At 61.3% G+C, this 23171-nt stretch carries 20 protein-coding genes; 9 read left to right on the plus strand and 11 right to left on the minus strand.

All coding sequences use genetic code 11. The features are described 5' to 3' along the window. Positions 1–154: 154 nt before the first annotated feature. The 6 genes from D8U70_RS13750 to D8U70_RS13775 form a co-directional block, all read right to left on the minus strand. Complete coding sequence (locus D8U70_RS13750; RefSeq protein WP_130929093.1) at positions 155–1087, minus strand: sigma 54-interacting transcriptional regulator; 933 nt, start codon at positions 1085–1087, stop codon at positions 155–157. A gap of 51 nt (positions 1088–1138) precedes the next feature. Further along, positions 1139–1720, minus strand: a complete 582-nt coding sequence (locus D8U70_RS13755) for an alpha/beta hydrolase (protein WP_130929094.1) — start codon at positions 1718–1720, stop codon at positions 1139–1141. Positions 1721–2085: 365 nt separating this feature from the next. Next, positions 2086–2487, minus strand: a complete 402-nt coding sequence (locus D8U70_RS13760; protein WP_122508390.1) for a biopolymer transporter ExbD — start codon at positions 2485–2487, stop codon at positions 2086–2088. A 1-nt stretch (position 2488) separates the two neighbouring features. Next, positions 2489–3214, minus strand: a complete 726-nt coding sequence (locus D8U70_RS13765; RefSeq protein ID WP_110602241.1) for a MotA/TolQ/ExbB proton channel family protein — start codon at positions 3212–3214, stop codon at positions 2489–2491. Between the two features lie 45 nt (positions 3215–3259). Then, entirely contained in the window at positions 3260–4069 is an 810-nt protein-coding gene (locus D8U70_RS13770) for an energy transducer TonB (protein ID WP_130929095.1), read from the minus strand. Positions 4070–4478: 409 nt separating this feature from the next. Then, a complete protein-coding gene (locus tag D8U70_RS13775; protein ID WP_130929096.1) occupies positions 4479–6839 on the minus strand; it encodes a TonB-dependent receptor in 2361 nt (786 codons plus the stop codon). A gap of 165 nt (positions 6840–7004) precedes the next feature. On the opposite strand from D8U70_RS13775, the gene D8U70_RS13780 reads away from it, so the two are divergent. Both D8U70_RS13780 and D8U70_RS13785 read left to right on the plus strand, forming a co-directional pair. Then, a complete protein-coding gene (locus tag D8U70_RS13780) occupies positions 7005–7949 on the plus strand; it encodes a LysR family transcriptional regulator (protein WP_071174037.1) in 945 nt (314 codons plus the stop codon). A gap of 178 nt (positions 7950–8127) precedes the next feature. After that, on the plus strand, positions 8128–9744 hold the full coding sequence (locus D8U70_RS13785) for an alkaline phosphatase family protein (protein WP_130929097.1): 1617 nt from the start codon (positions 8128–8130) through the stop codon (positions 9742–9744). 198 nt (positions 9745–9942) lie between these two features. On the opposite strand, the gene D8U70_RS13790 is transcribed toward D8U70_RS13785, so the two are convergent. Then, the gene (locus D8U70_RS13790; protein WP_130929098.1) at positions 9943–10851 is read right to left on the minus strand and encodes a TauD/TfdA family dioxygenase; all 909 of its coding nucleotides are present in this window, start codon (positions 10849–10851) and stop codon (positions 9943–9945) included. Positions 10852–11033: 182 nt separating this feature from the next. Here D8U70_RS13790 and D8U70_RS13795 point away from each other — a divergent pair, with 182 nt between their 5' ends. Next, the gene (locus D8U70_RS13795) at positions 11034–11954 is read left to right on the plus strand and encodes a LysR family transcriptional regulator (protein WP_039756363.1); all 921 of its coding nucleotides are present in this window, start codon (positions 11034–11036) and stop codon (positions 11952–11954) included. Positions 11955–12012: 58 nt separating this feature from the next. Here the strand turns inward: D8U70_RS13795 and D8U70_RS13800 are convergent, their stop codons facing one another. After that, positions 12013–13026 carry an ABC transporter substrate-binding protein gene (locus D8U70_RS13800; protein WP_016772231.1) on the minus strand — a complete coding sequence of 338 codons (1014 nt, stop codon included), beginning with the start codon at positions 13024–13026 and terminating at the stop codon, positions 12013–12015. A 397-nt stretch (positions 13027–13423) separates the two neighbouring features. On the opposite strand from D8U70_RS13800, the gene D8U70_RS13805 reads away from it, so the two are divergent. Genes D8U70_RS13805 through D8U70_RS13815 form a run of 3 tightly spaced genes read left to right on the plus strand, consistent with a single transcriptional unit; the run spans position 13424 to position 17459 of the window. Beyond that, entirely contained in the window at positions 13424–15022 is a 1599-nt protein-coding gene (locus D8U70_RS13805) for an ABC transporter permease subunit (protein WP_130929099.1), read from the plus strand. Next, positions 15019–15834 (plus strand): ABC transporter ATP-binding protein, encoded by an 816-nt coding sequence (locus D8U70_RS13810; protein ID WP_071174032.1) that lies wholly within the window; start codon positions 15019–15021, stop codon positions 15832–15834. The genes D8U70_RS13805 and D8U70_RS13810 overlap by 4 nt, the downstream gene beginning before the upstream one ends. A gap of 14 nt (positions 15835–15848) precedes the next feature. Continuing rightward, positions 15849–17459, plus strand: coding sequence for an arylsulfatase (locus tag D8U70_RS13815; RefSeq protein ID WP_073471494.1), 1611 nt, complete (start codon positions 15849–15851; stop codon positions 17457–17459). A 178-nt stretch (positions 17460–17637) separates the two neighbouring features. Here D8U70_RS13815 and D8U70_RS13820 read toward each other — a convergent pair whose 3' ends face one another. Next, on the minus strand, positions 17638–18708 hold the full coding sequence (locus D8U70_RS13820) for a fatty acid desaturase (RefSeq protein ID WP_130929100.1): 1071 nt from the start codon (positions 18706–18708) through the stop codon (positions 17638–17640). A 100-nt stretch (positions 18709–18808) separates the two neighbouring features. Between D8U70_RS13820 and D8U70_RS13825 the strand changes: the two genes are divergently transcribed. After that, positions 18809–19813, plus strand: a complete 1005-nt coding sequence (locus D8U70_RS13825) for an AraC family transcriptional regulator (protein ID WP_122747898.1) — start codon at positions 18809–18811, stop codon at positions 19811–19813. A gap of 102 nt (positions 19814–19915) precedes the next feature. Here D8U70_RS13825 and D8U70_RS13830 read toward each other — a convergent pair whose 3' ends face one another. After that, positions 19916–21301, minus strand: a complete 1386-nt coding sequence (locus D8U70_RS13830) for a heavy metal sensor histidine kinase (RefSeq protein ID WP_130929101.1) — start codon at positions 21299–21301, stop codon at positions 19916–19918. Further along, positions 21291–21971 (minus strand): heavy metal response regulator transcription factor, encoded by a 681-nt coding sequence (locus D8U70_RS13835; protein ID WP_041477440.1) that lies wholly within the window; start codon positions 21969–21971, stop codon positions 21291–21293. Before D8U70_RS13835 ends, D8U70_RS13830 begins: the two co-directional genes overlap by 11 nt. A gap of 136 nt (positions 21972–22107) precedes the next feature. On the opposite strand from D8U70_RS13835, the gene D8U70_RS13840 reads away from it, so the two are divergent. Together D8U70_RS13840 and uraH are read left to right on the plus strand one after the other, a co-directional pair. Further along, positions 22108–22593, plus strand: a complete 486-nt coding sequence (locus D8U70_RS13840) for a heme-binding protein (RefSeq protein WP_041477439.1) — start codon at positions 22108–22110, stop codon at positions 22591–22593. Between the two features lie 11 nt (positions 22594–22604). After that, positions 22605–23015, plus strand: a complete 411-nt coding sequence (uraH, locus tag D8U70_RS13845) for a hydroxyisourate hydrolase (RefSeq protein ID WP_016772241.1) — start codon at positions 22605–22607, stop codon at positions 23013–23015. Positions 23016–23171: the final 156 nt, after the last annotated feature.

Here is a 23171-nt window from a genome sequence, read left to right on the forward strand (position 1 = left end):
CGAAAATCACGGTCGTCATCGACGACGGCATTTAATACGTGTGCCAGTGAAGTGATATCGCTGGCGTGAGGCGGACAATACCCGGATTTTTTATTCCCGGACAATAACGTTTATTCAGCTTCATATTCCATTTTGTTCATGTTGAAGAAAATGGTCACACCGCCTCGCTCAAGCGAATCAGCCAATCTTTCAAGGCCTTACGCTCTGCACTGCTACCACCTATATGGGTCTGCCTGACCAGACGTTCGATCTGAACCTGAGGCGCAGACGCGTCAGGCAGGTTCAGATGTTCCGGCAGGATCTCGTCGCCGGTGCTGACCAGCAGGGCAAAGTGGATGACGTTTTCCAGTTCGCGAGTGTTGCCCGGCCAGCTGTGTTGTTCGAGTACATGCTGAGCGGCTTCGCTGATCAGCGGCACGGGCAAGTCCAGACACTGGCTGTAGATGCCAAGGAAATACTCCGCCAGCGAGAGAATGTCGCCGGTACGCGCGCGCAACGCCGGCAGCTCCAGATGACCCTCGCTGAGGTAGTGATAGAGCCGCTCGTGGAATTTTCCGGCGTCCACGGCCTGAGCCAGATCGATGCTGGTCGCCGCAACCAGGCGCACATCCACCGGGCTCGGCTGATGCGCACCGACGCGGGTGACTTCGTGGTTTTCCAATGCCGCGAGCAACTTGATCTGGATCGGCAGCGGCAGATCGCCGATTTCATCCAGGTACAAGGTGCCGCCGTTGGCCGAACCGAACCAGCCGGCGCGGCTGCTGGCCGAACCGCTGTAGCTGCCGGCGGCGTAGCCGAACAGTTCGGCGTCGGCGTAGGTCGGGCTGATCGCGCCGCAGTTCACCGAAACGAACAGCCCGCTGCGATCACTGGCGCGGTGGATATGCCGGGCGAGCAGCTCTTTACCGGTGCCAGTCTCACCGCGAATCAATACTGAAATCGCACGTGGAGCCAACTGCTCCAACTCCTCGCGCAATTGCCGCGAGCGTGGGTCGACGAACACCAACGCCTTGGCGCGAATGCTCAGGGGGCTTTTTTCCGCATCGGGAAAGGTCAACAAGGGCTGACCGAAGGTTTCGAGACTCATGGCAGGCTCCCGCCCAAAACCGCCAGCCGACGGGGGCGTTGAATAGTAAGGTCAGGCGCGACGGCGGGCGTGATGTTCCAGACGGTTTTGCAGGCGATAGAGATAGGCAAACCCCTGCTCCCAACGCTGATGCCCGGACTTGACGTTGATGTGCCCGGCCCCGGCGAGAATCCCCGCCTCCGCACCCCAGTAGCGCGCCAGTTCGAGCGCGCGCGGGGCACTGACGGCGGCGTCGTTGTCGGAGCTGACGACCTGACTGGGGAATGGCAACAGGTTCGTCGGAATCGGTGCGAAGTTGCGCAGCGCTGGCGCGCAGGCAGGACGCTCGACATCGGCCGGCGCGACCAGCAACGCCCCGCGCACCTGACGCAGGTACTGCAACGGCGCAGTCGCCGCCCAGTGAGCGACGGTGATGCAGCCGAGACTGTGAGCGATGAGAATGACCGGCGTGCTGTCCGCGGCAATCGCTTCGGCCAGCGCGGCGACCCAGTCTTCACGGCGCGGCGTCAGCCAATCGGCCTGCTCGACCCGCGCGCTGTTCGGCAGGCTGTTCTGCCAATGGCTTTGCCAATGATCTTCTGGCGATCCTTGCCAGCCCGGCACAATCAGGTAGCGGATTGATTCGTTGCGCATGGGGAAGCTCTCCTGCGGCGTGTCTGTTCCGTGTCGAGTATAGGGAGAGGAGTTATATTCGTTAAGGAATAAGAAGCTATTTATTAAGACCCGTATCGAATATGAGATTTGTGTAGGGCATAAGATTCCTCCCCCTCACCCCAACCCTCTCCCCCAAGGGGGCGAGGGGGAAAGGGAGCCGATCTTCAGGTTCTTCAAATCTTGAGTTCGACTGGATTTCTCATATCGGTGTATAGCCGCCAGACACCCCGGTCAGTCCCCTCTCCCTCCGGGAGAGGGCTAGGGTGAGGGGCTTTTTCAAAAACCGAACGCAAAAAAAGGGCCGCACCCTGCCAAGGAGACGGCCCCGGAAAAGCAAAAACCTGTCACCGCGCAGTAATCACCGACAACTTGGAAATCCCTGCCCGTTCGATCGAAGCCATGGCTCGCGCCACTTCGCCGTAATTCACCCCGTCATCGGCCTGCAATTGCACGCGCACTTCCGGGTCCTTGGCCTTGGCCGACTTGAGGTTGAATTCCAGCAAGTCGGGCTGAATCTCGTCCTTGTTGATAAACAGCTTGCCGGCGCCGTCGATGCTCACCACCAGCGGATCCTTCTGCTCGACCGGCGCCACCGCTTCGGTCTTCGGCAGGTTGATCGGTATCGCATTGGTCAGCAGCGGCGCGGTGACGATAAACACCACCAGCAGCACCAGCATCACATCTACCAGCGGCGTCACGTTGATTTCGCTGAGCACCTCATCCGTGTCTTGCGTAGAGAAGGCCATATCAGGAGGCCTCCTTCACTTTTGCCGCGTTGCCCGACGTTGCCACCTTGTGCGCGGTCGGGTGGATCAGCACGCGGAACGCGCTCTTCTGCGCCAGGCTGTAGAAGTCGTGGGCGAAGTCATCGAGATCCGCCGCGGTCAATTTCAGACGGCGCAGAAAGTAGTTGTAAACCAGCACCGCCGGCACCGCGACGGCGATCCCCACGCCGGTCGCGACCAGTGCCGCACCGATCGGCCCGGCCACCGTTTCCAGGCTCGCCGAACCGGCGGCGCTGATGCCTTTCAACGCTTCCATGATTCCCCACACCGTGCCGAACAAACCAATGAACGGCGAGGTGCTGCCAATACTCGCGACCACCGCCAGACCGGTTTCCAGGGAACGGCGCTCGCGGACGATCTGCTGGCGCAAGGCGCGTTCGAGGCGATCCTGATGGTTGATCGCCTGGCTCAGGTCATTTGCCTGCGGCGCCTCGCCCACCTGGATCGCCGCGTAACCGGCCTGCGCCACCCGCGCTGCGGCGCCGGGCTGGGTTTCGCTCAACTCGGCGGCGGCATCCAGGCTCGACGCCGCCCAGAAACGTTTATGAAAGCGCCGATCCTGCGCTTTCAAACGACCGAACTGCACAGCCTTGAGCAACGCCAGGCCCCAAGTGGCGACGGAAAAACCCACCAGCAGCCAGATCACCGCGCTTTCGATGGATTCCAGTGGAGATGCCAGTAACGTCATGATGTGTTCCCTCGTGTAAACATTTCGCGCGAATTTGGTTTCGGTTTAATGAATCTTGAAATCGATGGGCACGCTGACCCAGCCGTCCTGGGCGACATCACCCTGCTTGGCCGGGACGAAACTCCATCGCTTCACAGCGTTGAGCGCGGCGTCATCGAGCTGCTGGCGGCCGCTGCTTTTGGCAATCTGGATCTCGCCCGGTTTGCCGCTGGCCAACACATGCACCCGTAACAACACCGTGCCTTCCCAACCACGCCGCTGGGCCAGCGACGGATATTCCGGCGCCGGGTTTTTCAGGTATGCAGCATTGGCTGAAGCCGGTGTAACGGGCGCAGGTGCCGGCGGCGCGGGGGGCGCTGGCGCTGCGACCGGGGCTGCCGGTTTCGTTGGCGCTGGCGGCTGCTCTACCGGCTTCGGCCCGGGTTTGGGCGGCAGTTTCACCACCGGTTTGGGTTTGGCGATCGGCTTGGGCGGCGGCGGTTTCACCGCCAACTCATCCTCCACTGGCGGTGGCGGTTCGACCACGGGCGCCGGTGATGGCGGCGCAACAACCGGCGGCGCTGGCGGAGCCGGGCGCGAAAACTCGATGGTCATCGGCGGAATTTCCGGCGGCACCACCGGCAGCACTGGCGTCGGTTTCTGGCTGACCCAGTAAATCACCGCGCCATGCACCACCAGCGCGAGAACACCGAGCAGAAGGGTTTCGCGCCGACTCAAAATACCCTTGGGCGCTCGCTGCAAACGCAACTGCCCCAACGGCACCCGGTGCGGCCGGCCAAGATCGACCAGTTCGCCACTCGGCGTATGCCGCCACATCAACTCCCCTGCGCTGGCGGCGGTCTGGACATTGCCCATTGTTCAACTCCCTGCAGTCTCTTTCGTTCTACGAGCCAAAGCGATCAACCCGCAATTCTTGAAGCCCCCACGGCGTAGTCGATGGGGTAAACATTGGGCTTGCGCGCTTATCACCGAAAGTAATCTTTGACGTTATGCATAGGTCTTCAAGGAATATGCAAATCGCCCTTTTTTACCGAAGCCGCGCACCAAAAGGGCTGCAGCGATCTGCCATAAACCCCATGCTTTTACGGCATGAAAAGTATTCGGATACGGCATCCGTTAACGCCTTAAAAGGCTGTTTTGGTTCGCTGAATGCCGACGTTTAGGCGCGATTGCCGCCGTCGCTGTCGATCAGCTGCGTCTGCTTGCCGGCGCCGCTGAGGATTGGTTGAACGGCCATGTCCAGGTCAGCGCCTTGAAAGCTCAATTAAAAGTCGTAGCGACCGGTAACGCCGAGGGTTCGCGGGGTGCCGAGCAGGCCTTCATAGCCGCCGTTGCCGCCGGTCCACAGAGTCGTGTAATAAGTTTTGTCGAAGGCGTTTTTCAGCCACAGCGAGACGTCCCACTGGCCCTGATTGAAATCACCGCGCAAGCCAGTGGATAGGTTGACCACCGCGTAACTGGGGATCTGCCCGTAGTCGGAATCCTCGACCGTGCCCACCGCTTTGGAGCGGAACGCGTAGCTGCCGGTGACGTAGGGTTCGAAGCCGTTAGCCAGATTCCATTTGTATTCGCCGTTGGCGTTGCCGATCCATTTCGACGCGCCGACCACTTGATGGCCGCTGAGGTCGCACGAGGCCGGCGCACCCGGGGCCTGGCTGACTTCCGGCGGGCACGGCGCATCCTTGTACGAGAGGTAGCTGACGTCGTTGTACGAGCCGTTGAAATTCAGGGTCAGGCCACGCAGCGGCACCACGGTGCTTTCGAACTCGATGCCACGCGAGCGCACCGAGCCTGCGTTGGTCAGGTATTGCACGCGGTTGGCGGCGTCATAGGCGTTGGTCTGGTAGGCGTTGACCTGGGTCCAGAATACGTTGGCGTTGAGTTGCAGGCGGCGATCCCACAGGGTGCTTTTGAAGCCGAGTTCGGCGTTGTTGGCGCGCTCGGTGCCGATCAGTAACGAGTCGGCGCCAGCGGTAGGTGCGGAGCCGACCGCGAGGTTGACCCCGCCGGATTTCTCGCCGTGGGACAGCGTCGCGTAACCGAGCACGTCGTCGGTAATGCGATAGCTCAGGTTGAGCAGTCCCGAGGGGCTGGAGCTGTACTGATTCAAATCACCGGAATCGTAGACGCCGGCACGCCCCCGACGCGCATTGGCTGCCGCACCCGCCACCGCCACGCCGCCGACCGGCGCGTTGCGGCTGACCGAAGCGTTTTTCTCTTCGTAGGTGCCACGCACCCCGGCGGTGAAATCGAGACGTTCACTCAGGTGCCAGGTGCCTTGGGCAAACAGGGCGAAACTGTCGGTCTGGATATGGCCGTTACCGACGCTGGTGACGTTGGCCAGGCTGCCCGCCGGTGTGCCATTCCAGATGTCGGCCTGCGGGCCGTAATAGGAGAAGGATTTGTTGTCCAGATCCGAGCCGAAATAGTAGGCGCCGACCACATAATCGAAGAACTCACCCTTGGGCGAGGCCAGGCGAAATTCCTGCGAATACTGTTTGTCTTCCACCGACACGCCGGCGTTGTAGCTGGCCGGCACGTTGAGGCCATCGTCGTTGCGCGGGGTGAAATTCCAGAAACGATAAGAGCTGACCGACGTCAGGGTGAAGTCGCTCGGCAACGTCCAGTTGGCTTCCACTGAAGTGCCGCCCTGATGCACGGTGACGTGCTGGTCGTTATCGAGATTGACCTTGCGATGCCGGCCGTTGACCAGCGTCGCCCCGGCCGCGCTGGCCCGCGATTCATACAGATTGACGCCGTTGATGGTCGGCCCGGTGTTGTACAACACGCGGGTGCCGGCGCTGGAATCTTCTTCGTTGTAATCGCCGATCCAGCGCAGATTGAAATCTTCATTGGGCTTGAACAACAGTTGCGCGCGGAAGCCCTCGCGCGAACCACCGTTGAGGTCGTGGCCGTCGTATTCGTTCTTGATGTCACCGTCACTGCGCGTGCGATACGCCGAGAAGCGCCCGGCCAGTTGATCGTTGAGCGGCCCGGAAATCGTGCCTTTGGTCTGGAAGTAACCGTCCTCGCCGACCGAGGTTTCGATACTGCGTTCCGGTGTGAAACTGGGGGCGCGGGTGCTGATGTTGATGACCCCGGCGGTGGTGTTCTTGCCGAACAGCGTGCCCTGCGGACCGCGCAAGACCTCGAGCTGTTCGATGTCCATCAGGTCGAACACCGCCATCCCCGGACGGCCCAGATAAACGTTGTCGATGTACAGGCCAACGCTGCCTTCCAGGCCATCGCTGGCCGGGTTGTTACCCAGGCCACGGATCGACACGCTGGACTGGCGCGCATGCATGTAAGCGACGTTGACGCTGGGCACCAGTTGCTGCAAGTCCTGAATCCGGTAAACCCGTTGCGTCTCCAGATTCTGCCCACTGACCACGCTCATTGGCGTCGGCACGTCTTGCGAACTTTCTTCGCGGCGGCGGGTGGTGACGGTCACGGTTTCCAGCTGCGAACCGTTGGCCGCCGCTGTGCCTGCGGGGACGGGCGGAGGGGTTTCGGCTTCGGCGGCATAGCCGTGAGTCCAGCTGGCGCTGCCTGCCAGCAACAGCGCCAAAGGCAGGCATTTGAGCCGTCGGGGTGATGGGGGTAACGCGAGATTCAACGGACTCATGGCGCGGCTCCTGGTCAAAAAACACACAGACATCTTCAGTCCTGCATATTCTTTTAAGTTATTTATTTATGGATTTAGATATATTTACTGCATAAGAGATTGCCTTTATAAGGAGTCGACCTAATGCATATCCAATGCATTTCCCGGATATTTTTTATGTGAAAAATGCATATCGACTTGCGCCAATTGCGTCACTTCATTGCTCTGGTTGAGCAACGCAGCTTCGTGGCTGGAGCGCAGGCGGTGAACCTGTCGCAGTCGGCATTCAGCCGCAGCATCCAAGCACTGGAACACAGCGTCGGCTGCCAGTTGGTCGACCGTGGGCGCAAGGAATTGCCGCCTACCAAACAGGGCCATGTGCTGCTCGAACATGCGCGGCGACTGGTCAGCGGTGCGCAGCAGATGGCCAATGAGATCAGCCAGTTCAATGGCCTCGAGGCCGGGGAATTGCGCTTTGGCTGCGGGCCGGCGCCAGCCGCTGGATTGATCCCACGCGCGATCGGCGCGTTCATCGGCCGCTACCCGAAAGCGCGGGTGCAATTTCAAGTCGATGACTGGCAGAGCCTGAGCAAACGCCTGCTCAGCGAAGAGTTCGAATTCTTCGTCGCCGATACCCGGCAATTCGAGGCCGATCCGGATTACCAGACCTACCGCTTGCGGGCACGCAAATGGCATTTCTGCTGCCGCGCCGGGCATCCACTGACGGCGTTTGAACGCATCACTGCCGAGCAATTGCTGAGTTATCCACTGGCGGTCAGCATCCGCCCGCCGAACCTGCGCAAGGTCATCGTCGACCTCAGCGGTCGTCCGGATTTCACCCCGAATGTGGAATGCGAAAACGGCTCGAGTCTATTGAGTGTGGTGTTGCGCTCGGAGGCGATCGGAATTGTCGGCGCGTATTCCGATGCGCTGCATCTGGCCAAGGGTGAGCTGGTCTGTTTGAAGATCGAAGGCCTGGCCGATGATCTGGAGGAGCTGTACACCCGCTATGGCATCGTCAGCCGCGCCGGGTATCGGTTGTCACCGTTGGCCGAAGCGATGATTGAGCAGATCAAAGTGGTTGATGCGGAAGATCAGGAGGTGTGTTCGCTGGAGAATTTTGCTGTCTGAGCTGGCCCCTTCGCGAGCAGGCTCGCTCCCACAGGAATACGCATTTCCAATGTGGGAGCGAGCCTGCTCGCGAAGAGGCTGATGCAATCGCTGCATAAAAACCATTCCCCAAATGCACTTGCCGAAAACCCCCACCGACAGCGAAAACCCTCACCTGTCCCACTGACCGGTGAACTCCATGCCCATTCCTCCCAACCCCGTGCGCAACGTGCTGTACATCATGTGCGATCAACTGCGCCGCGATTACCTGTCCTGCTACGGCCACCCGCATCTGCACACACCGAACATCGATCGCCTCGCCGCCGAAGGCGTTCGTTTCAGCCGTGCCTACACCCAAGGCACGATCTGCGGCCCGTCGCGGATGTCGGCCTACACCGGGCGCTATGTCAGCAGCCATCAAGTGGCCTGGAACGCGGTGCCGTTGCCGCTGGATGAATTGACGATCGGCGATTACCTGCGACCTCACGGCATCCGCACCGCGCTGGTCGGCAAGACCCATGCGACGGCCAATGTCGACGCCTTGCAGCGCCTGGCAATCAACCCGGACAGCGCGCAAGCCGAGTTGCTCAATGAGGTCGGCTTCGAACCGTACCTGCGCCACGACGGCATCTACCCCGACGATCCGTCATTCGACGACAAGCGCGAATCCGCGCCCTATACCCAATACCTGCGCGCGCAGGGCTTCGATGGCAAGAATCCCTGGCACGACTGGGCGAATGCCGCCGAAGGCGAGAACGGTGAAATCCTCAGCGGCTGGAAAATGCGTCATGCGAATTTGCCAGCACGAATTCCCGAGCAACACTCAGAGACTGTCTACACTACAAATCGCGCCATCGACTTCATCACCGAGCAAGGCGAGAAATCCTGGTGTTTACACCTCTCGTACATCAAACCACATTGGCCTTATATCGTACCGGCGCCATACCACGCCTTGTACAGTACGAAATCGATTCTTCATCCGGTCCGCGCGACGCCCTCCGCAGCCAGCAAACACCCCGTATACACTGCCTTTCGCCAGCATGAGGAAAGCCTCAACTTCTCCCGCGACTCAGTACGATTGAATGTAATCCCCACCTACATGGGCCTGATCAAGCAAGTGGATGATCAGTTGGGGCGGCTGTTCGATTTTCTGCAGAGCAACGGGCGTTGGGATGACACGTTGATCGTGTTCACCAGCGATCACGGCGATTTCCTTGGCGATCATTGGCTCGGTGAGAAGGAGTTTTTGCTCGAGCAGGCGGTGGGCGTGCCGTTGATCGTGCGCGACCCTCGGGCGGCGGCGGATGTCACTCGTGGCACTGTCGATGAGCGGCTGGCGGAAACCATCGATGCGCTGCCGACGTTTCTTCAAGCGTTGGGATTAGCGGGCGCGGAACACCGGCTGGAAGGGCGTTCCTTGATCCCGTTGCTGCACGGGGAATATCCCGATTGGCGCCGCTATGCGATCAGCGAATACGACTACGCCTTCCAGGCCCCGGCGCGGGAACGACTGGGCCAGCCGATCGACCGGTGCCGCATGACCATGGTGCGCAGCGAGCGCTGGAAATACCTGGCGTACGACGGGTTTAGACCGCAGCTGTTTGATCTGTTGAATGATCCGCAGGAGCTGAGTGATCTGGGTGAGGACCCGGCGTACGCGGCGGTGCGCGAGGAGCATGCGGGGTATCTGTTTGAATGGGTACGCGCACTGAAGCGGCGGACGACGATCAGCCATCCGGAGATCGATTTGCGCGGGCAGCGGTTTCGTTATGGCGAACCGGAAACCGACAAGGTTGTTCAGATTGGTGTGTGGTAGCGGGAAGAGCCCCTCACCCTAACCCTCTCCCGGAGGGAGAGGGGACTGAATGGGGGATATTTTCAGAGGTGCACCGACCTGATCCAGCTTCACCGAATCCATAATCGATAAGGTCTTTCAGGTCGATGCATAACGCGAGATAACTCGGTCGGCTCCCTCTCCCTCTGGGAGAGGGCTGGGGTGAGGGGCTCTTGATCTTCAATCACGACCTTTGATGGTCTGGCTGCGCTGCCCACTCACCCCCACTGGCACCTCGCCCTTGAGCGTCACCCGGCGCACCACGCGATCCTGGGTGCCGTAATCATCAATCGCGTAATGCTGCGTCGAGCGGTTGTCCCAGATCGCCACATCTGCAGCCTGCCAGCGCCAGCGCACGGTGTTTTCCTGGCGGATCACATGGCTCTGCAGCAAGCCGAACAGGTGCGCCGAATCCGCCTGTGAATAACCTTTGATGCGTTTGACGAAATGCCCCAGCAGCAAGCTCTTCTCGCCGCTGATCGGGTGCACGCGCACCACCGGGTGCTCGGTTTCGTAGACGGTCGAGGTGAAGACTTTGCGATAGCGCTCCAGCTTCTCTGCCGAGACGTCCGGCTTCGCACCGGCGTAGTCGTACTCGTTGCTGTGCACAGCGGTCAGTTTGTCGGCCAGCTCACGCAGCTCGCTCGGCAAGCCGCGGTAAGCGGTCGCGGTGTTGGCCCACAGCGTATCGCCGCCGAAGGCCGGGGCGACCACCGAGCGCAGGATCGAGGCTTTCGGGTAAGCGTCGACGAAAGTCACGTCGGTGTGCCAGGAGTTGGCGCGCTGACCTTCGGCGCCGTCCAGCTCGAGCAGGTAACGGGTGCCTTCGCGCGATGGCACGGTCGGGTGCGCCACCGGTTCGCCAAGCAGATGGGCGAAGGCTTCCTGACGCTGATCGTCGAGTTGCGTCTGCTCGCGGAAGAACAGCACTTTGTATTCGACCAAGGCTTGCTGGATGGCTTCGACAGTGGCGGCGTCCAGCTCACCGGACAGATGCACGCCACGGATTTCGGCACCGATACGACCGGCTACCGGGTGAATTTCCAGCGCGTGAGAAACGGGTTTTACGGCGAGTGCGGCATTGCTCATGGGAAGACCCTCATCGACGGTTTACGGTTTTGGCGGCAGCGAAACAACGCTCTATCTATATTCCAATTACATCTAATAGATATTCATATGCTTCGTTGACGGAATAAGAGCTTGCATTTAAAACCTCAAGCAACCCTCGTCGCAAATGCCTTCGAGCTATTTTTAGGATGCCGGAAAAGCATATGGATCTTCGCCAGTTGCGCTACTTCATCGCCCTCAACGAACACCGCAGTTTTGTCCGTGCGGCAGACGCCATGGGCATCACTCAACCGGCGTTCAGCCGCAGCATTCAGGGGCTGGAGCAGGAATTCGGTTGCGTGCTGGTCGATCGCGGCAACAAGGATCTGCGCCCCACGCCCGAGGGCCAGGTGGTGCTGCAACATGCCTTGAGCCTGGTGCAGGGCGCAGCGTTGCTCAGCGCTGAAGTGACGCAAATGACCAAGCTCGACGCCGGCGAAGTGCATTTTGGTTGCGGGCCGGCGCCAGCGGTGAAACTGGTGCCCGATGCGGTGGCGCAGTTCATCAATGCGCATCCGAAAGTGCGCACCTGTTTTCAGGTGGATAACTGGGAAAAACTCAGCCGCGCGCTGAGCCGCGAAGAGATCGAATTCTTCATCGCCGATATCCGCCATTTCGAGTCCGACCCTAATTTCCAGACGCAACCGCTGACGCCCAAGCGCGGGGTGTTTTTCTGCCGGCCGGGGCATCCGTTGCTGGCCAAGGAAAGCCTGTCGACCAACGACATGTTCGACTTTCCCCTGGCCGCCACCCTGATCCCGCCAGGCATTCGCAAGCTGCTGGCGAACCTCAGCGGGCGCATCGATTTCTCACCGACCATCGAGACCGAGCACTTTCCGGCGCTGGTCAAAGTGGTACTGCAATCCAACGCGATCGGCGTCGGCACGGAGGAGGCGTTTATTGAGGATGTCGCCAAGGGTTCGCTGGTGCTGCTGCATTGGCGCAACCTGCCGCAGAACCTCGAAAGCATGAACGCCCGCTGCGGCATCGTCAGCCGCACCGGGTTTCGGTTGTCGCCGGCGGCGAGGGCAATGATCGAGACGTTGGTCGCGGTGGATCGGCAGGACGTCAGCGTCGCTGTCTGAAACCCCTTCGTGACACACGCCGATCGTTCCCACGCTCTGCGTGGGAACGATCTGGAAGCTAAAGCCTGGCTGCAGAAAGCTCTGGCGCCACCCAATCACTGACCTTGAACGGCTTGCGGATCAGCTTCTGCTGCGCCGCCAGGTCGACCTTGTCTTGCAGGCCGCTCAAGAACACCGGATCCAGTGTCGACGGGAAAATCTCGCTGAGATTCTGGTCCTTCAGATCCTGAGCAAGAATCACCGGCGGATAACTGGCCAGCCCTGATACCAGCTGCACATAGGCATCCTTGTTGCTGTCCTGAGTCAGCCACTCGACCGCTTGCTGCTGCGCCTTGAGCAGTTTCGCAATGACCTCTGGATGGGCGTCGACAAACTTGCCATTACCCAGCAACACCGCCTGCACGCTGCCAGCGCCGCCAAGGTCCTTGGTGTTGAGCGGCAACTCCGCCAGGCCTTTGGCTTGCAACGCACTCAGCGCGGAGCTGCCCCACGAGGCATCAATCTGCTTGGCCGCGAGCGCCGAGACCGCCGCATTGAAATCCAGATTGATCACCTTCAGATCCTTCTCGCTCAGGCCCTGACTGGCCAGCGCCGCATCGAACGACAGTTGCGTTGCCGTTCCGCGAAAGATCGCCACGCGTTTGCCCTTGAGATCCTGCAGGGTCTTGATTCCCGAGCCGGGCACCACGCCGAGGTATTGCTTGACCCCACGCGCCGTGGCGCTGAGCAGGCGCGTGTCCAGACCATTGGATTTGCCGATGATCGCGGCCAGATCGCCAAGATAGGCCAGATCGACCTGCCCATTGGCAAACGCCTCATTGATCACCGGCCCGGCGCCCTTGAAGAAACTCCACTGGATCTTGATGCCCTGCTCGGCGAAGGCCTTTTCGAAGATCTGCTGATCGCGCAGCACATCGACGATGCCGCCGCCGCTGTGTTGAGTGCCGGCGCTGAGGTCAGGCACGGCGATGCGGATTTCCTTGAGTTCTTCGGCTTGGGCGCCAAGCGCAAGAAAGCCTGCAAGCGCCGGGGCGGCCAGCAGGCTGATGATTCGTTTGAAGGGAAGGTTCATGGGTGCGGCTCCTTGATCGCTGAGGAGCCGAAAGTAGGCTGGATGCATACCTTCACTTAAATACTATAAATGCACATTTTTATATCTATATGACCTAAGCGAGGGCGTGTGCGGTTTGCAGCGCGATATGCATTAACAGCATCGAAAATATTCTTCGAATGCATTGGATGCGCGTAAGCAGGCAAGCCTTAAATGGATTCGCTTATCTCCCGATAGCATCTAACGCAAGTTTGTTAGATCAGTTTCATATATGACGAAACCCAGTGTGGGAGCGAGCCTGCTCGCGAAGAGGCAATGCCAGCCGCCATCAATGCTGCCTTAAAACAGCCATTTCGCGAGCAGGCTCGCTGCCACATGAAAAGCGGTTCGCCATGCAACTCGACAACGGAGGTCACCCATGGCCCGTCAATCTCTGCTCAGCCTGCCGCTGGCCGCGCCGCCGCTGAAAAGCCGTCGCACCTGGCCGAGCCTGAATCAACGCCTGTTGCCCTGGCTGTTGCCCGTCAGCCTGTTCGTCCTGTGGTGGCTGGCCGCGCGCAATCAGTGGATGAGCGAGCAGATCCTGCCGGCGCCATCGCTGGTGTGGAGCAGCGCTGTGGAACTGGCCCAAGGCGAGTTGTGGAGTCATTTGTGGATCAGCCTGCAACGGTTGATCTGGGGTTTGTTGGCAGGCGTTTCGACCGGCGCGGTGCTTGGCGCCGCACTGGGTTTCAGTCGACGTCTGGAGCGCCTGGTTTTTCCGACATTCGCTGGATTGGCGCAGGTGCCGACGCTGGCGTGGATTCCGCTGTTCATGGTGTTCTTCGGCATCGGCGAACTGCTGAAACTGGTGGTGCTGATCAAGGCCATTGTGGTGCCGGTGACCTTGCACACACTGGTCGGTGTGCGCGATGCGCAACCGAAACTGCGCGAAGCCGCCGCCGTGTTGCGCCTGCCGCCGCATCTGCTGATTCGTCGTCTGGTGCTTCCCGCTGCGCTGCCGGCGTTCATGGCTGGCGTGCGCCTGGCACTCGCCGCCGGCTGGACCTCGTTGCTGGCGGTCGAGCTGCTGGCCTCCAGTGAAGGCATCGGCTATCTGATGGTCTGGGCGCGGCAGCTGTTCATGCTCGACATCGTGTTCGTGTGCATCGTGGTGATCGGTGTGATCGGTGTGGCCATGGATCGCGGCATCGGTCTGCTCGACCGCAGACTCTTGCACTGGCCGCACCCGGCCACCGCGCACATCACTCGCGGCCCGCGCTATCAGGGCTGGCAACGCCTGCAACCGTGGCTGTTGCCGCTGGGCTTGTTGGCGCTTTGGCAAACGGCCAATGATCAGCAGTGGGTCGACGCGAATATTCTGATCAGCCCTGCGGCTGTGCTGAGCACGACATGGGACGGACTGCTCGACGGCACGCTGGTCAACGGCATGACGCTGAGCCTGAGCCGCACCCTGGGCGGCTTGCTGATCGGTGGCGGCCTCGGTTTCGCCCTGGGCTTGCTCCTCGGCCTGTCGCGTTTCAGCGAACGCCTGCTCGGCCCGACACTCGCCGCACTGCGGCAGATTGCGATTTTCGCCTGGGTGCCACTGCTCACCGCGTGGTTCGGTCTCGGCGAACTGGCCAAGTGGGTGTTCGTCGCTCTCGCCGCCTTCTTCCCGCTGTTCATCGCCACCCAGCGCAGCGTCGCCAACCTCTCGCCGCAACTCAACGAAGCCGCGCAAGTGCTGCGCCTGAGCCTCGGCCAGCGCCTGCGTCGACTGGTCCTGCCCGGCGCTGCGCCGGGGATCTTCGCCGGGCTGCGATTGAGCCTGATCTACGCCTGGCTCGGCACTATCGGCGCTGAATATTTCATGCCGTCCAATGGCGGCATCGGCAGTCAGATGATCGGCGCGCAGCAGCTGCTGCGTATGGATCTGATCATGGCCGGCATGCTGCTGGTCGGCCTCACCGGCGCCCTGCTCAACCTGATCGGCCAACGCCTGGAAATTCGCGCGACCCGCTGGAGACACGCATGAACGCACCGATTGTCAGCTTCAACCACGTAGGCAAATCCTTCGCCGTCAACGGTTTCGAACTGGAGGCGATTCGCGAATTCAACCTGGACATTGCCGAGGGCGAATTCGTCGCCATCGTCGGCTCCAGCGGCTGCGGCAAATCCACTTTGCTGCGTTTGCTGGTCGGCCTCGACACCGAGTTTCGCGGGCAGATCAGTGTCGATGGCAAGGCCGTCAGCGGCATCGGCGGCGAGCGCGGCATCGTCTTTCAGGAACATCGTCTGTTTCCGTGGCTGACGGTCGCCGACAACATCGGCCTGGGTCTGGTCAATGAACCGCTGAGCGGAGCGCAGAAGCAACAACGCATCAAAGACTTTATCGAGCTGGTCGGCCTCAGCGATTTCACCGCGGCCTATCCGCATCAACTCTCCGGCGGCATGGCGCAGCGCGTGGCGATTGCTCGCGGTCTCGTCGCCAGCCCGCGAATCCTGTTGCTCGACGAACCCTTCGGCGCCCTCGACGCACTGACCCGCCAGCAAATGCAGGACGAGCTGCTGGCGATCCGCGAGCGGGCACAGATCACCACGATTCTGGTGACCCACGATGTCGAGGAAGCGATTTTTCTGGCCGATCGCGTGGTGGTGATGGAGCCGCGTCCGGGGCGGATCAAGCAAGTGGTCGACATCGCCCTGCCGCACCCGCGCCAGCGCAGCAGTTACGACTTCCATCAGTTGCGTGAAGAACTGCTGCACGAACTGACCAGTGATGACCATTACCAACCGAGCGCAGCGGTGCAGATCCGCGATCTGCCGCTGACGTTCATTGCCTGCTGAACAGGAGTTTCGCGATGCCGCAACGTCCCAACTTTCTAGTGATTCTGGCCGACGACCTAGGCTTTTCCGACATCGGTGCGTTCGGCGGCGAAATCGCTACGCCGAACCTCGATGCGCTGGCCCACAACGGTCTGCGTCTGACCGATTTCCACACCGCACCGACCTGCTCGCCGACGCGCTCGATGCTGCTGACCGGCACCGATCACCACATCGCCGGCATCGGCACAATGGCCGAAGCGTTGACCCCGGAACTGATCGGCAAACCCGGCTACGAGGGCTACCTCAACGACCGCGTCGTCGCCCTGCCCGAACTGCTGCGCGAGGCCGGCTATCAAACGTTGATGAGCGGCAAATGGCACTTGGGTCTGAAGGCTGAACTGGCGCCCCATGCGCGCGGTTTCGAGCGCTCGTTTTCACTGTTGCCGGGCGCTGCCAACCACTATGGTTTCGAGCCGACCTACGATGAGCAAACGCCGGGCCTGCTGAAATCCACCCCGGCGCTGTACATCGAGGACGATCAGTTTGTTGACGAGTTGCCGAAGGACTTCTATTCCTCCGATGCCTTCGGCGACAAGCTGCTGCAGTACCTCAAGGAACGCGATCAGACCCGGCCGTTCTTCGCTTACCTGCCCTTCTCCGCGCCGCACTGGCCGCTGCAGGCACCGGCCGAGATCGTCGAGAAATACCGTGGCCGTTATGACGCCGGCCCGCAAGTGCTGCGCCTCGAACGCCTGGAAAAACTCAAGGCGCTGGGCCTGATCGACGCGGACGTCGAGCCGCACCCGCTGATTCAGCTCAGCGCGCAGTGGGACGCCTTGAGCGATGAGCAAAAGCAGATTTCCGCACGAGCCATGGAGGTCTACGCGGCGATGGTCGAGCGCATGGACTGGAACATCGGCCGGGTCGTCGATTACCTGCGCCAGCAGGGACAGCTCGACAACACGTTTATCCTGTTCATGTCCGACAACGGGGCCGAAGGCGCGCTGCTGGAAGCGTTCCCCAAGTTCGGCCCGGAGCTGATGACCTACCTCAACCAGCATTACGACAACAGCCTCAACAACATCGGCCGGGCCAATTCCTATGTCTGGTACGGGCCGAACTGGGCGCAAGTGGCAACCGCGCCGTCACGCTTGTTCAAGGCTTTCACCACCGAGGGCGGGATCCGCGTGCCGGCGCTGCTGCACTATCCGCAACTGCCGCTCAAAGGGCAGATCAGCCATGGTTTCGGCACGGTGATGGACATCACCCCGACCATTCTCGATCTGGCTGGCGTGCGGCATCCGGGCAAACAGTGGAAAGGCAAAGCGGTGGCGCCACTGCGCGGCAAGTCGTGGCTGGGCTTCCTGTCCGGCGAAACCGCGCAGGTGCATGACGAGCACACCGTGACAGGGTGGGAATTGTTCGGACGCCGGGCGATTCGCCAGGGCTCGTGGAAGGCGGTGTGGATTCCCGGACCGGTCGGGCCGGCGACCTGGCAGCTTTATGATCTGGCGAGCGATCCAGGGGAGATTCATGATCTGGCGTTGAGTCAGCCGCAGAAACTCACTGACTTGATCGGGCATTGGCAGCGGTATGTGGAAGAGACCGGGGTGATCCTCAGTGCTTCGCCGTTTCAGCCGGATTGAACCAAGATCAAAAGCCCCCCTCACCCCAGCCCTCTCCCTGAGGGAGAGGGGGAAAGGGAGCAGATCTTCATGCTTTTCCAACCTGAGGTCGGCTCGAAATTTCAGGTCGATGTATCCAGAATAAACAGCTAGATCAGTCCCCTCTCCCCTGGGAGAGGGTTAGGGTGAGGGGCATCTGTCAGGCCTCCACCGCCTCCCCGGACACCACTTCCTCATCTCCGCGCACAAACCGGTTCGCCCGGCCAAACGTGCCGAAATCATTGAACCGCACACCCATCTCGCGCATCACCTTGTGCGCCACCGGCACGGTCATCTGGCGAATGTAAAACGGCTCCTTGACCACGAAGTGATGAATCCCGTGACTGCTGCCGAAGTTGAAGCAGAACGCTTGCAACGGCCACAGCCACCAAGGGTTCAGCACCTGGCATTGCTGCAGCACATTGCCCGGTTCGACGTCGCCGTAGTAATGCATGTTCGAGCTGATGAAGTGCAGGCAAAAAGTGCGCAATACATTCGGGCCGATGATCACCACGGCGGCAATATCGATCACCTGCATCACCGAAAGCGTGGTGGCCGACCACTCGATGGGCGAGCCAAGCAAATGCGCAATGCCATTGGCCGCGTGAAAGCCGAGAAACACATACCACGCGCCCCAATGCAGCAGCGCCAGCGGTGCGTAGACCTTGAGCACGCGTTTACCGATGCTCCACTTGTGTGCCCAGGTCTTGGCGCGGAGCAGGCGGATAAAGGCCGACATGACGTTATCGCCAACCATCAGCAGACGGGCAAATCCCCACGGCTCGCCGTTGGTGATTGCGCGCTCTTCCATGTCGGCTTCAGTGCCGGAAACCTTGTGATGGTTGAGGTGCAGATGGCGACGGATCCATGGATTGATCGTGCTCGGCCGCGCCAGCCAGACCAGGCCCATCATCAGGTTGTGCGGCACGCGCTGTTTGCGGAAGTACATGCTGTGGATCAGGTCGTGTTCCAGCTCATGGGTCAGCGAGGCGAAAAAAGCATTGAGCAGCAGGCACACCCACCAAGCCATATGGCCAGTGATGTACAGCGCCGCCGAGCCGATCATTCCGGCCAGCGCGAACGCCAGAATCCCCGCACCGAGGGCATCCTGATGCTGAAGAATCGGGTAGCGCTCACGCAATTGCGCACCCTTGGCCAACACCACCTGGCGAATATGTGCCGAGCGCTGCGCCGCATTCAGTCGTTCAGGGCTTGCAGAAGTACCGTCCATGCTTCCATCCTCGGGTCTAAGATGAATGCATCGTGCCTTGCCGGGGTTCGATCCGCGCTAGCCAAGAACGCCAACCTGTTGACCGGACGCGCCAATTCGCATGAAGGAACCGACCTCTCTTGCCAGCTGGACCCGCGCCTTGCGCAAACAACTCGACGCGCTCGGGCTGGACAGCCTTGCCTTGTGCCAACAGGCCGGGCTCGACCCAGCGCTGATGGACGACCCCAATGCGCGCTATCCGCTGTCCGGTACCACGCGCCTATGGGCGCTCGCCGTTGAAGCCAGCGGCGACCCGGCACTGGGCTTGCGCGTGTCGCGTTTCGTCAGCCCGACCACCTTCCACGCGCTCGGTTATGCGCTGGTGGCCAGCGGCAGCTTGCGCGAGGTGTTCGAGCGCATCGTGCGCTATCACCCGGTGGTCAGCGATGCGCTGGAACTGGAGCTGAGCCGCAGCGAAGACCGTTATCAATTCCGCCTGAAAATCCCGCCCGGCAACCCGGCGCCGGCCGTCGAAGCCATCGACGCCTTCGCGGCGATCTACGTGCGCACCTGCCGCAATCGCCTCGGCCGTGACTACGCACCGCTGGCGGTGTACTTGCGCCGCCCCGAACCGAGCGATGCCCAGCAATGGCACAAAGTCTTCCGCGCGCCGGTGCATTTTTGCGCCACCGAAGACCGCCTGGAATTCGCCCTCAGCGACTTCGACAGCCACCTCGACGACGCCAACCCGGAACTGGCCGAACACAACGAAGCCGTGCTCAAACGCACCCTCGCCCAGCTCAAACCGCTGACCTGGGAGCGCAAGGTGCGCGATGCCATTGAAGAACAACTGCCCGAAGGCGAACCGAGCGCCGAACGCATCGCCCAGGCCTTGCACCTGAGCCTGCGAAGCCTGCAGCGGCATCTGGCGGATGAGGGCTGTCGCTTCGACACCCTGCTCAACGAAAGCCGCGAAAATCTCGCGCTGCTGCACCTGCGTGACCCGCAGTGTTCCTTGAGTGAAGTCAGCTATCTGCTGGGATTCGCCGACACCAGCAGCTTCAGCCGCGCGTTCAAGCGCTGGACAGGGATGACGCCGGGGCAGTTTCGGGATCAGTTGCGCTGATCCAAAATCACCATTGTGTGATCCAGCGCCTTCGCGAGCAGGCTCGCTCCCACAGTTGGAATGCGTTTCCTTGTGGGAGCGAGCCTGCTCGCGAAGAGGCCGTCAGACCACCACAAACCCCAGCTCAAAAACAGTGCCGTCGGCGTCACTCCTCACCCGCACCCGCCCGCCATGCAAGTGCATGATCGACTGCACAATCGCCAACCCCAGCCCACCCGAATCCCCCGGTTCCGCCCTTGAGGGGTCGACGCGGTAGAACCGATCGAACAGTTTGCCCAGATGCTCTGGCGCGATGACCGGGCCGTGGTTGTGCACTTGCAGCCAGCACATACCCCGTTCATCGAAGCGTTGCAGACTGATCAGGGTGCCGGGGTCGGCGTGGCGTACGGCATTGGCCAGCAGATTGCCGAGGGCGCGTTGCAGCAGTTGCTGGTCGGCGAGCAATTCGCCGTGCATGCGGTTTTGCAGTTGCAGGTCGCGGTCATCGGCCAGGGCTTCGAAGTAATCGCAGAGTTCGTCGCCGACGTTGCGCAAGTCCAGCGGGTGCAGATTGAGCGCACGTTCGGCCTGTTCGGCGCGGGCGAGGAACATCAGGTTCTCGGCCATGCGCTTGAGCCGTTCGAACTCTTCCATGTTCGAGGCCAGCACTTCCTGATATTCGGCCGTGCTGCGCGGATGGTTCAGGGCCTGGCCGTTGCTGGCCAGCAAGGTGTGCAGCGGCGTGCGGATTTCGTGCGCGAGGTCGGCGGAGAACTGCGACAGGCGCTGCACGCTGTCGTCCAGCCGCGCCAGCATGGTGTTGAGCGCGTGCACCGGTTCGCGCAGTTCGCTCGGCGTGCCCTCGGTAGGCAGGCGTCGATCGAGGCTGCGCAGATCGATACTGCGCACCGCTTCGCTCAACTGATGCAAGGGCTGCAAGCCACGCCGCAGCAACAGCAGGCCCAGAGCGAAAGCGAGCAACGCGCCGAGGCCGACGGACAGATACAGACGCAGGCGATAACTGCCGAGCATCTGCTCGCGCTCGCTGAGCACCTTGCCGGCGATCACCGTGAGGGTTTCACCGTTGGGGCCTTGGGCCTGGCCGGACAGCAAGGCCAGCTCGGCGCCGTCACTGGCCTGCCAGGTGAGCACGTCACGGCGCTGCGGCATTTGCTCTCGCGGTAATGCATTGAGCGCCGGCAATTCACGTTGGCGCGGGTTGATCGCGATCACGCTGGAACCGTCGGCCCGGCGCACCAGCAGCAGACTGTCGAGATTGCCGAGCATGTTCTGATACAACCGTGGTCGCGCCTGCAAAGCGTCGAGGCTGTCGCTGTCGGCGAGCAAGGCGCGCACTTGCTCCATGCGACCGAGCAGGGCCATGTCGTCACGAAAGGCCAATTCCGAGGCCAGCGAGCGGTAGAGAAACACGCCGATTGCGCTCAGCACCAGCGCGCAGACCATGGCGAAGGCCAGCGCCAATCGCCAGGCGATCGACTTACTCCACATCGTCCGGCGCTTCCAGTTGATAACCGACGCCGCGCACGGTGTGGATAAGTTTCGGCATGTACGGATCGTCAACCTTGGCACGCAGGCGACGCACGGCGACCTCGACCATGTTGGTGTCGCTGTCGAAATTCAGGTTCCACACCTGCGAGGCGATCAGCGTGCGCGAGAGCACTTCGCCCTGGCGGCTGGCGAGCAACTGCAACAGGGCGAATTCCTTGTTGGTCAGGGCAATGCGCTGGCCGCCGCGACTGACCCGGCGGCGCAATACGTCGATTTCCAAGTCGGCAATGCTGTACGACTCGGCTTCGCGCATCGGCCCGCGTCGCAGCAGCGTGCGCACGCGCGCGAGTAGTTCGGCGAAGGCGAAGGGTTTGAGCAGGTAGTCATCGGCTCCCAGCTCAAGACCACGGACGCGGTCTTCGATGGCGTCCTTGGCGGTGAGAAACAGCACCGGTGTGGCGCCGCGCTGGCGGATCAGTTGCAACAATTGCCAGCCGTTGAGGCCGGGCAGCATCACGTCGAGGATGATCAGGTCGTATTCCTGCTGCTCGATAAAATAGCGGCCGTCGAGGCCATTGAGCGCAACATCCACGGCGAAACCCGACTCGCCCAGGCCCTTGGCGAGGAAGTTGGCGGTTTTGGCTTCATCTTCTACGACCAGCAAACGCATGGCACACCTCGATTGATCAGGCACACAGGCTAGGCGTGTTCGGCGCCGTTGCCCATTACAAACTTGTAATCCGCCTGACGGGGTTCTGACGAAGTGCGCCGGTTAAGGTGCAGACCTTCCCATTCGGAGCCTGCACATGACCGTCAAATACCTTGTCGCCAGCCTGATCCTCGGCCTCAGCGGCGCTGCAAGTGCCACGCCAGAACTGCCGCGCCACGCCGATCTCGACCTGAAAACCGCACGCTGGCTGGCGGACAAGGCGATGAGCAGTTGCACCGGCACGGTGTCGGTGCTCGACCGTGGCGGTAACTTGCTGGTGACGTTGCGTGGTGACGGCGTCGGGCCGCACAACACCGCCGCCAGCCAACGCAAGGCCTACACCGCGCTGTCGACCAAGACGCCGACGCGGCTGTTCGCCGAGCGCGCCCGCAGCAACCCGGAAACCGCCAACCTCAACACCCTCGATGAATTGCTTTTGCTCGGCGGCGGCATTCCGTTGTTCGCCGGCAGCGAACTGGTCGGCGCCATGGGCGTGGCCGGTTCCGGCGGCGGTGAGCAAGACGAAAACTGCGCCCGCGCCGCCGCCGACAAAGCCGGCCTGACCATCACCCGTTCCCACTAAGGAGATCCACCATGACCACCCTGCGCATGACTCTCGCCGCCCTCGGCCTGAGTGCTGTTTCCAGCCTGACGCTGGCCGCCGGCAATCCGCTGAGCGTGCACGTGCTCAACCTGGAAAACGGCCTGCCGTCACCGGGCATCAACGTCACCCTGGAAAAACACGTCGGCGAAAACTGGCAGCCACTGGCCCAAGGCACCACCAACGAACAAGGGCGGATCGCCGAACTGTTCCCGGCCAAACAGCCATTCGAAGCCGGTGAATACCGCGTGGTGTTCAAGACCGGCGAGTATTACCAGAAGATCAAGCATGAGACGTTCTTCCCGGAAATTCCGGTGATCTTTCAGGTCAAGCAGACTGATCAGCACTACCACATCCCGCTGCTGCTGAGCCCGTACGGTTTCTCGACCTATCGCGGTTCGTAATCCAAACACAGATCCTTTGTAGGAGTGAGCCTTTGTGGTGAGGGGATTTATCCCCGCTGGAGTGCGCAGCAGAGCCTTTTTCAGGGCCGCTTCGCGCCCCAGCGGGGATAAATCCCCTCGCCACAGGTGCCAGTTCCGACATTGGATCGGTTTCAG

Origin of the sequence: Pseudomonas sp. Sample_20 (assembly GCF_004307585.1) — a bacterium.
In the GTDB taxonomy this organism is placed as follows: Bacteria; Pseudomonadota; Gammaproteobacteria; order Pseudomonadales; family Pseudomonadaceae; genus Aquipseudomonas; species Aquipseudomonas atacamensis.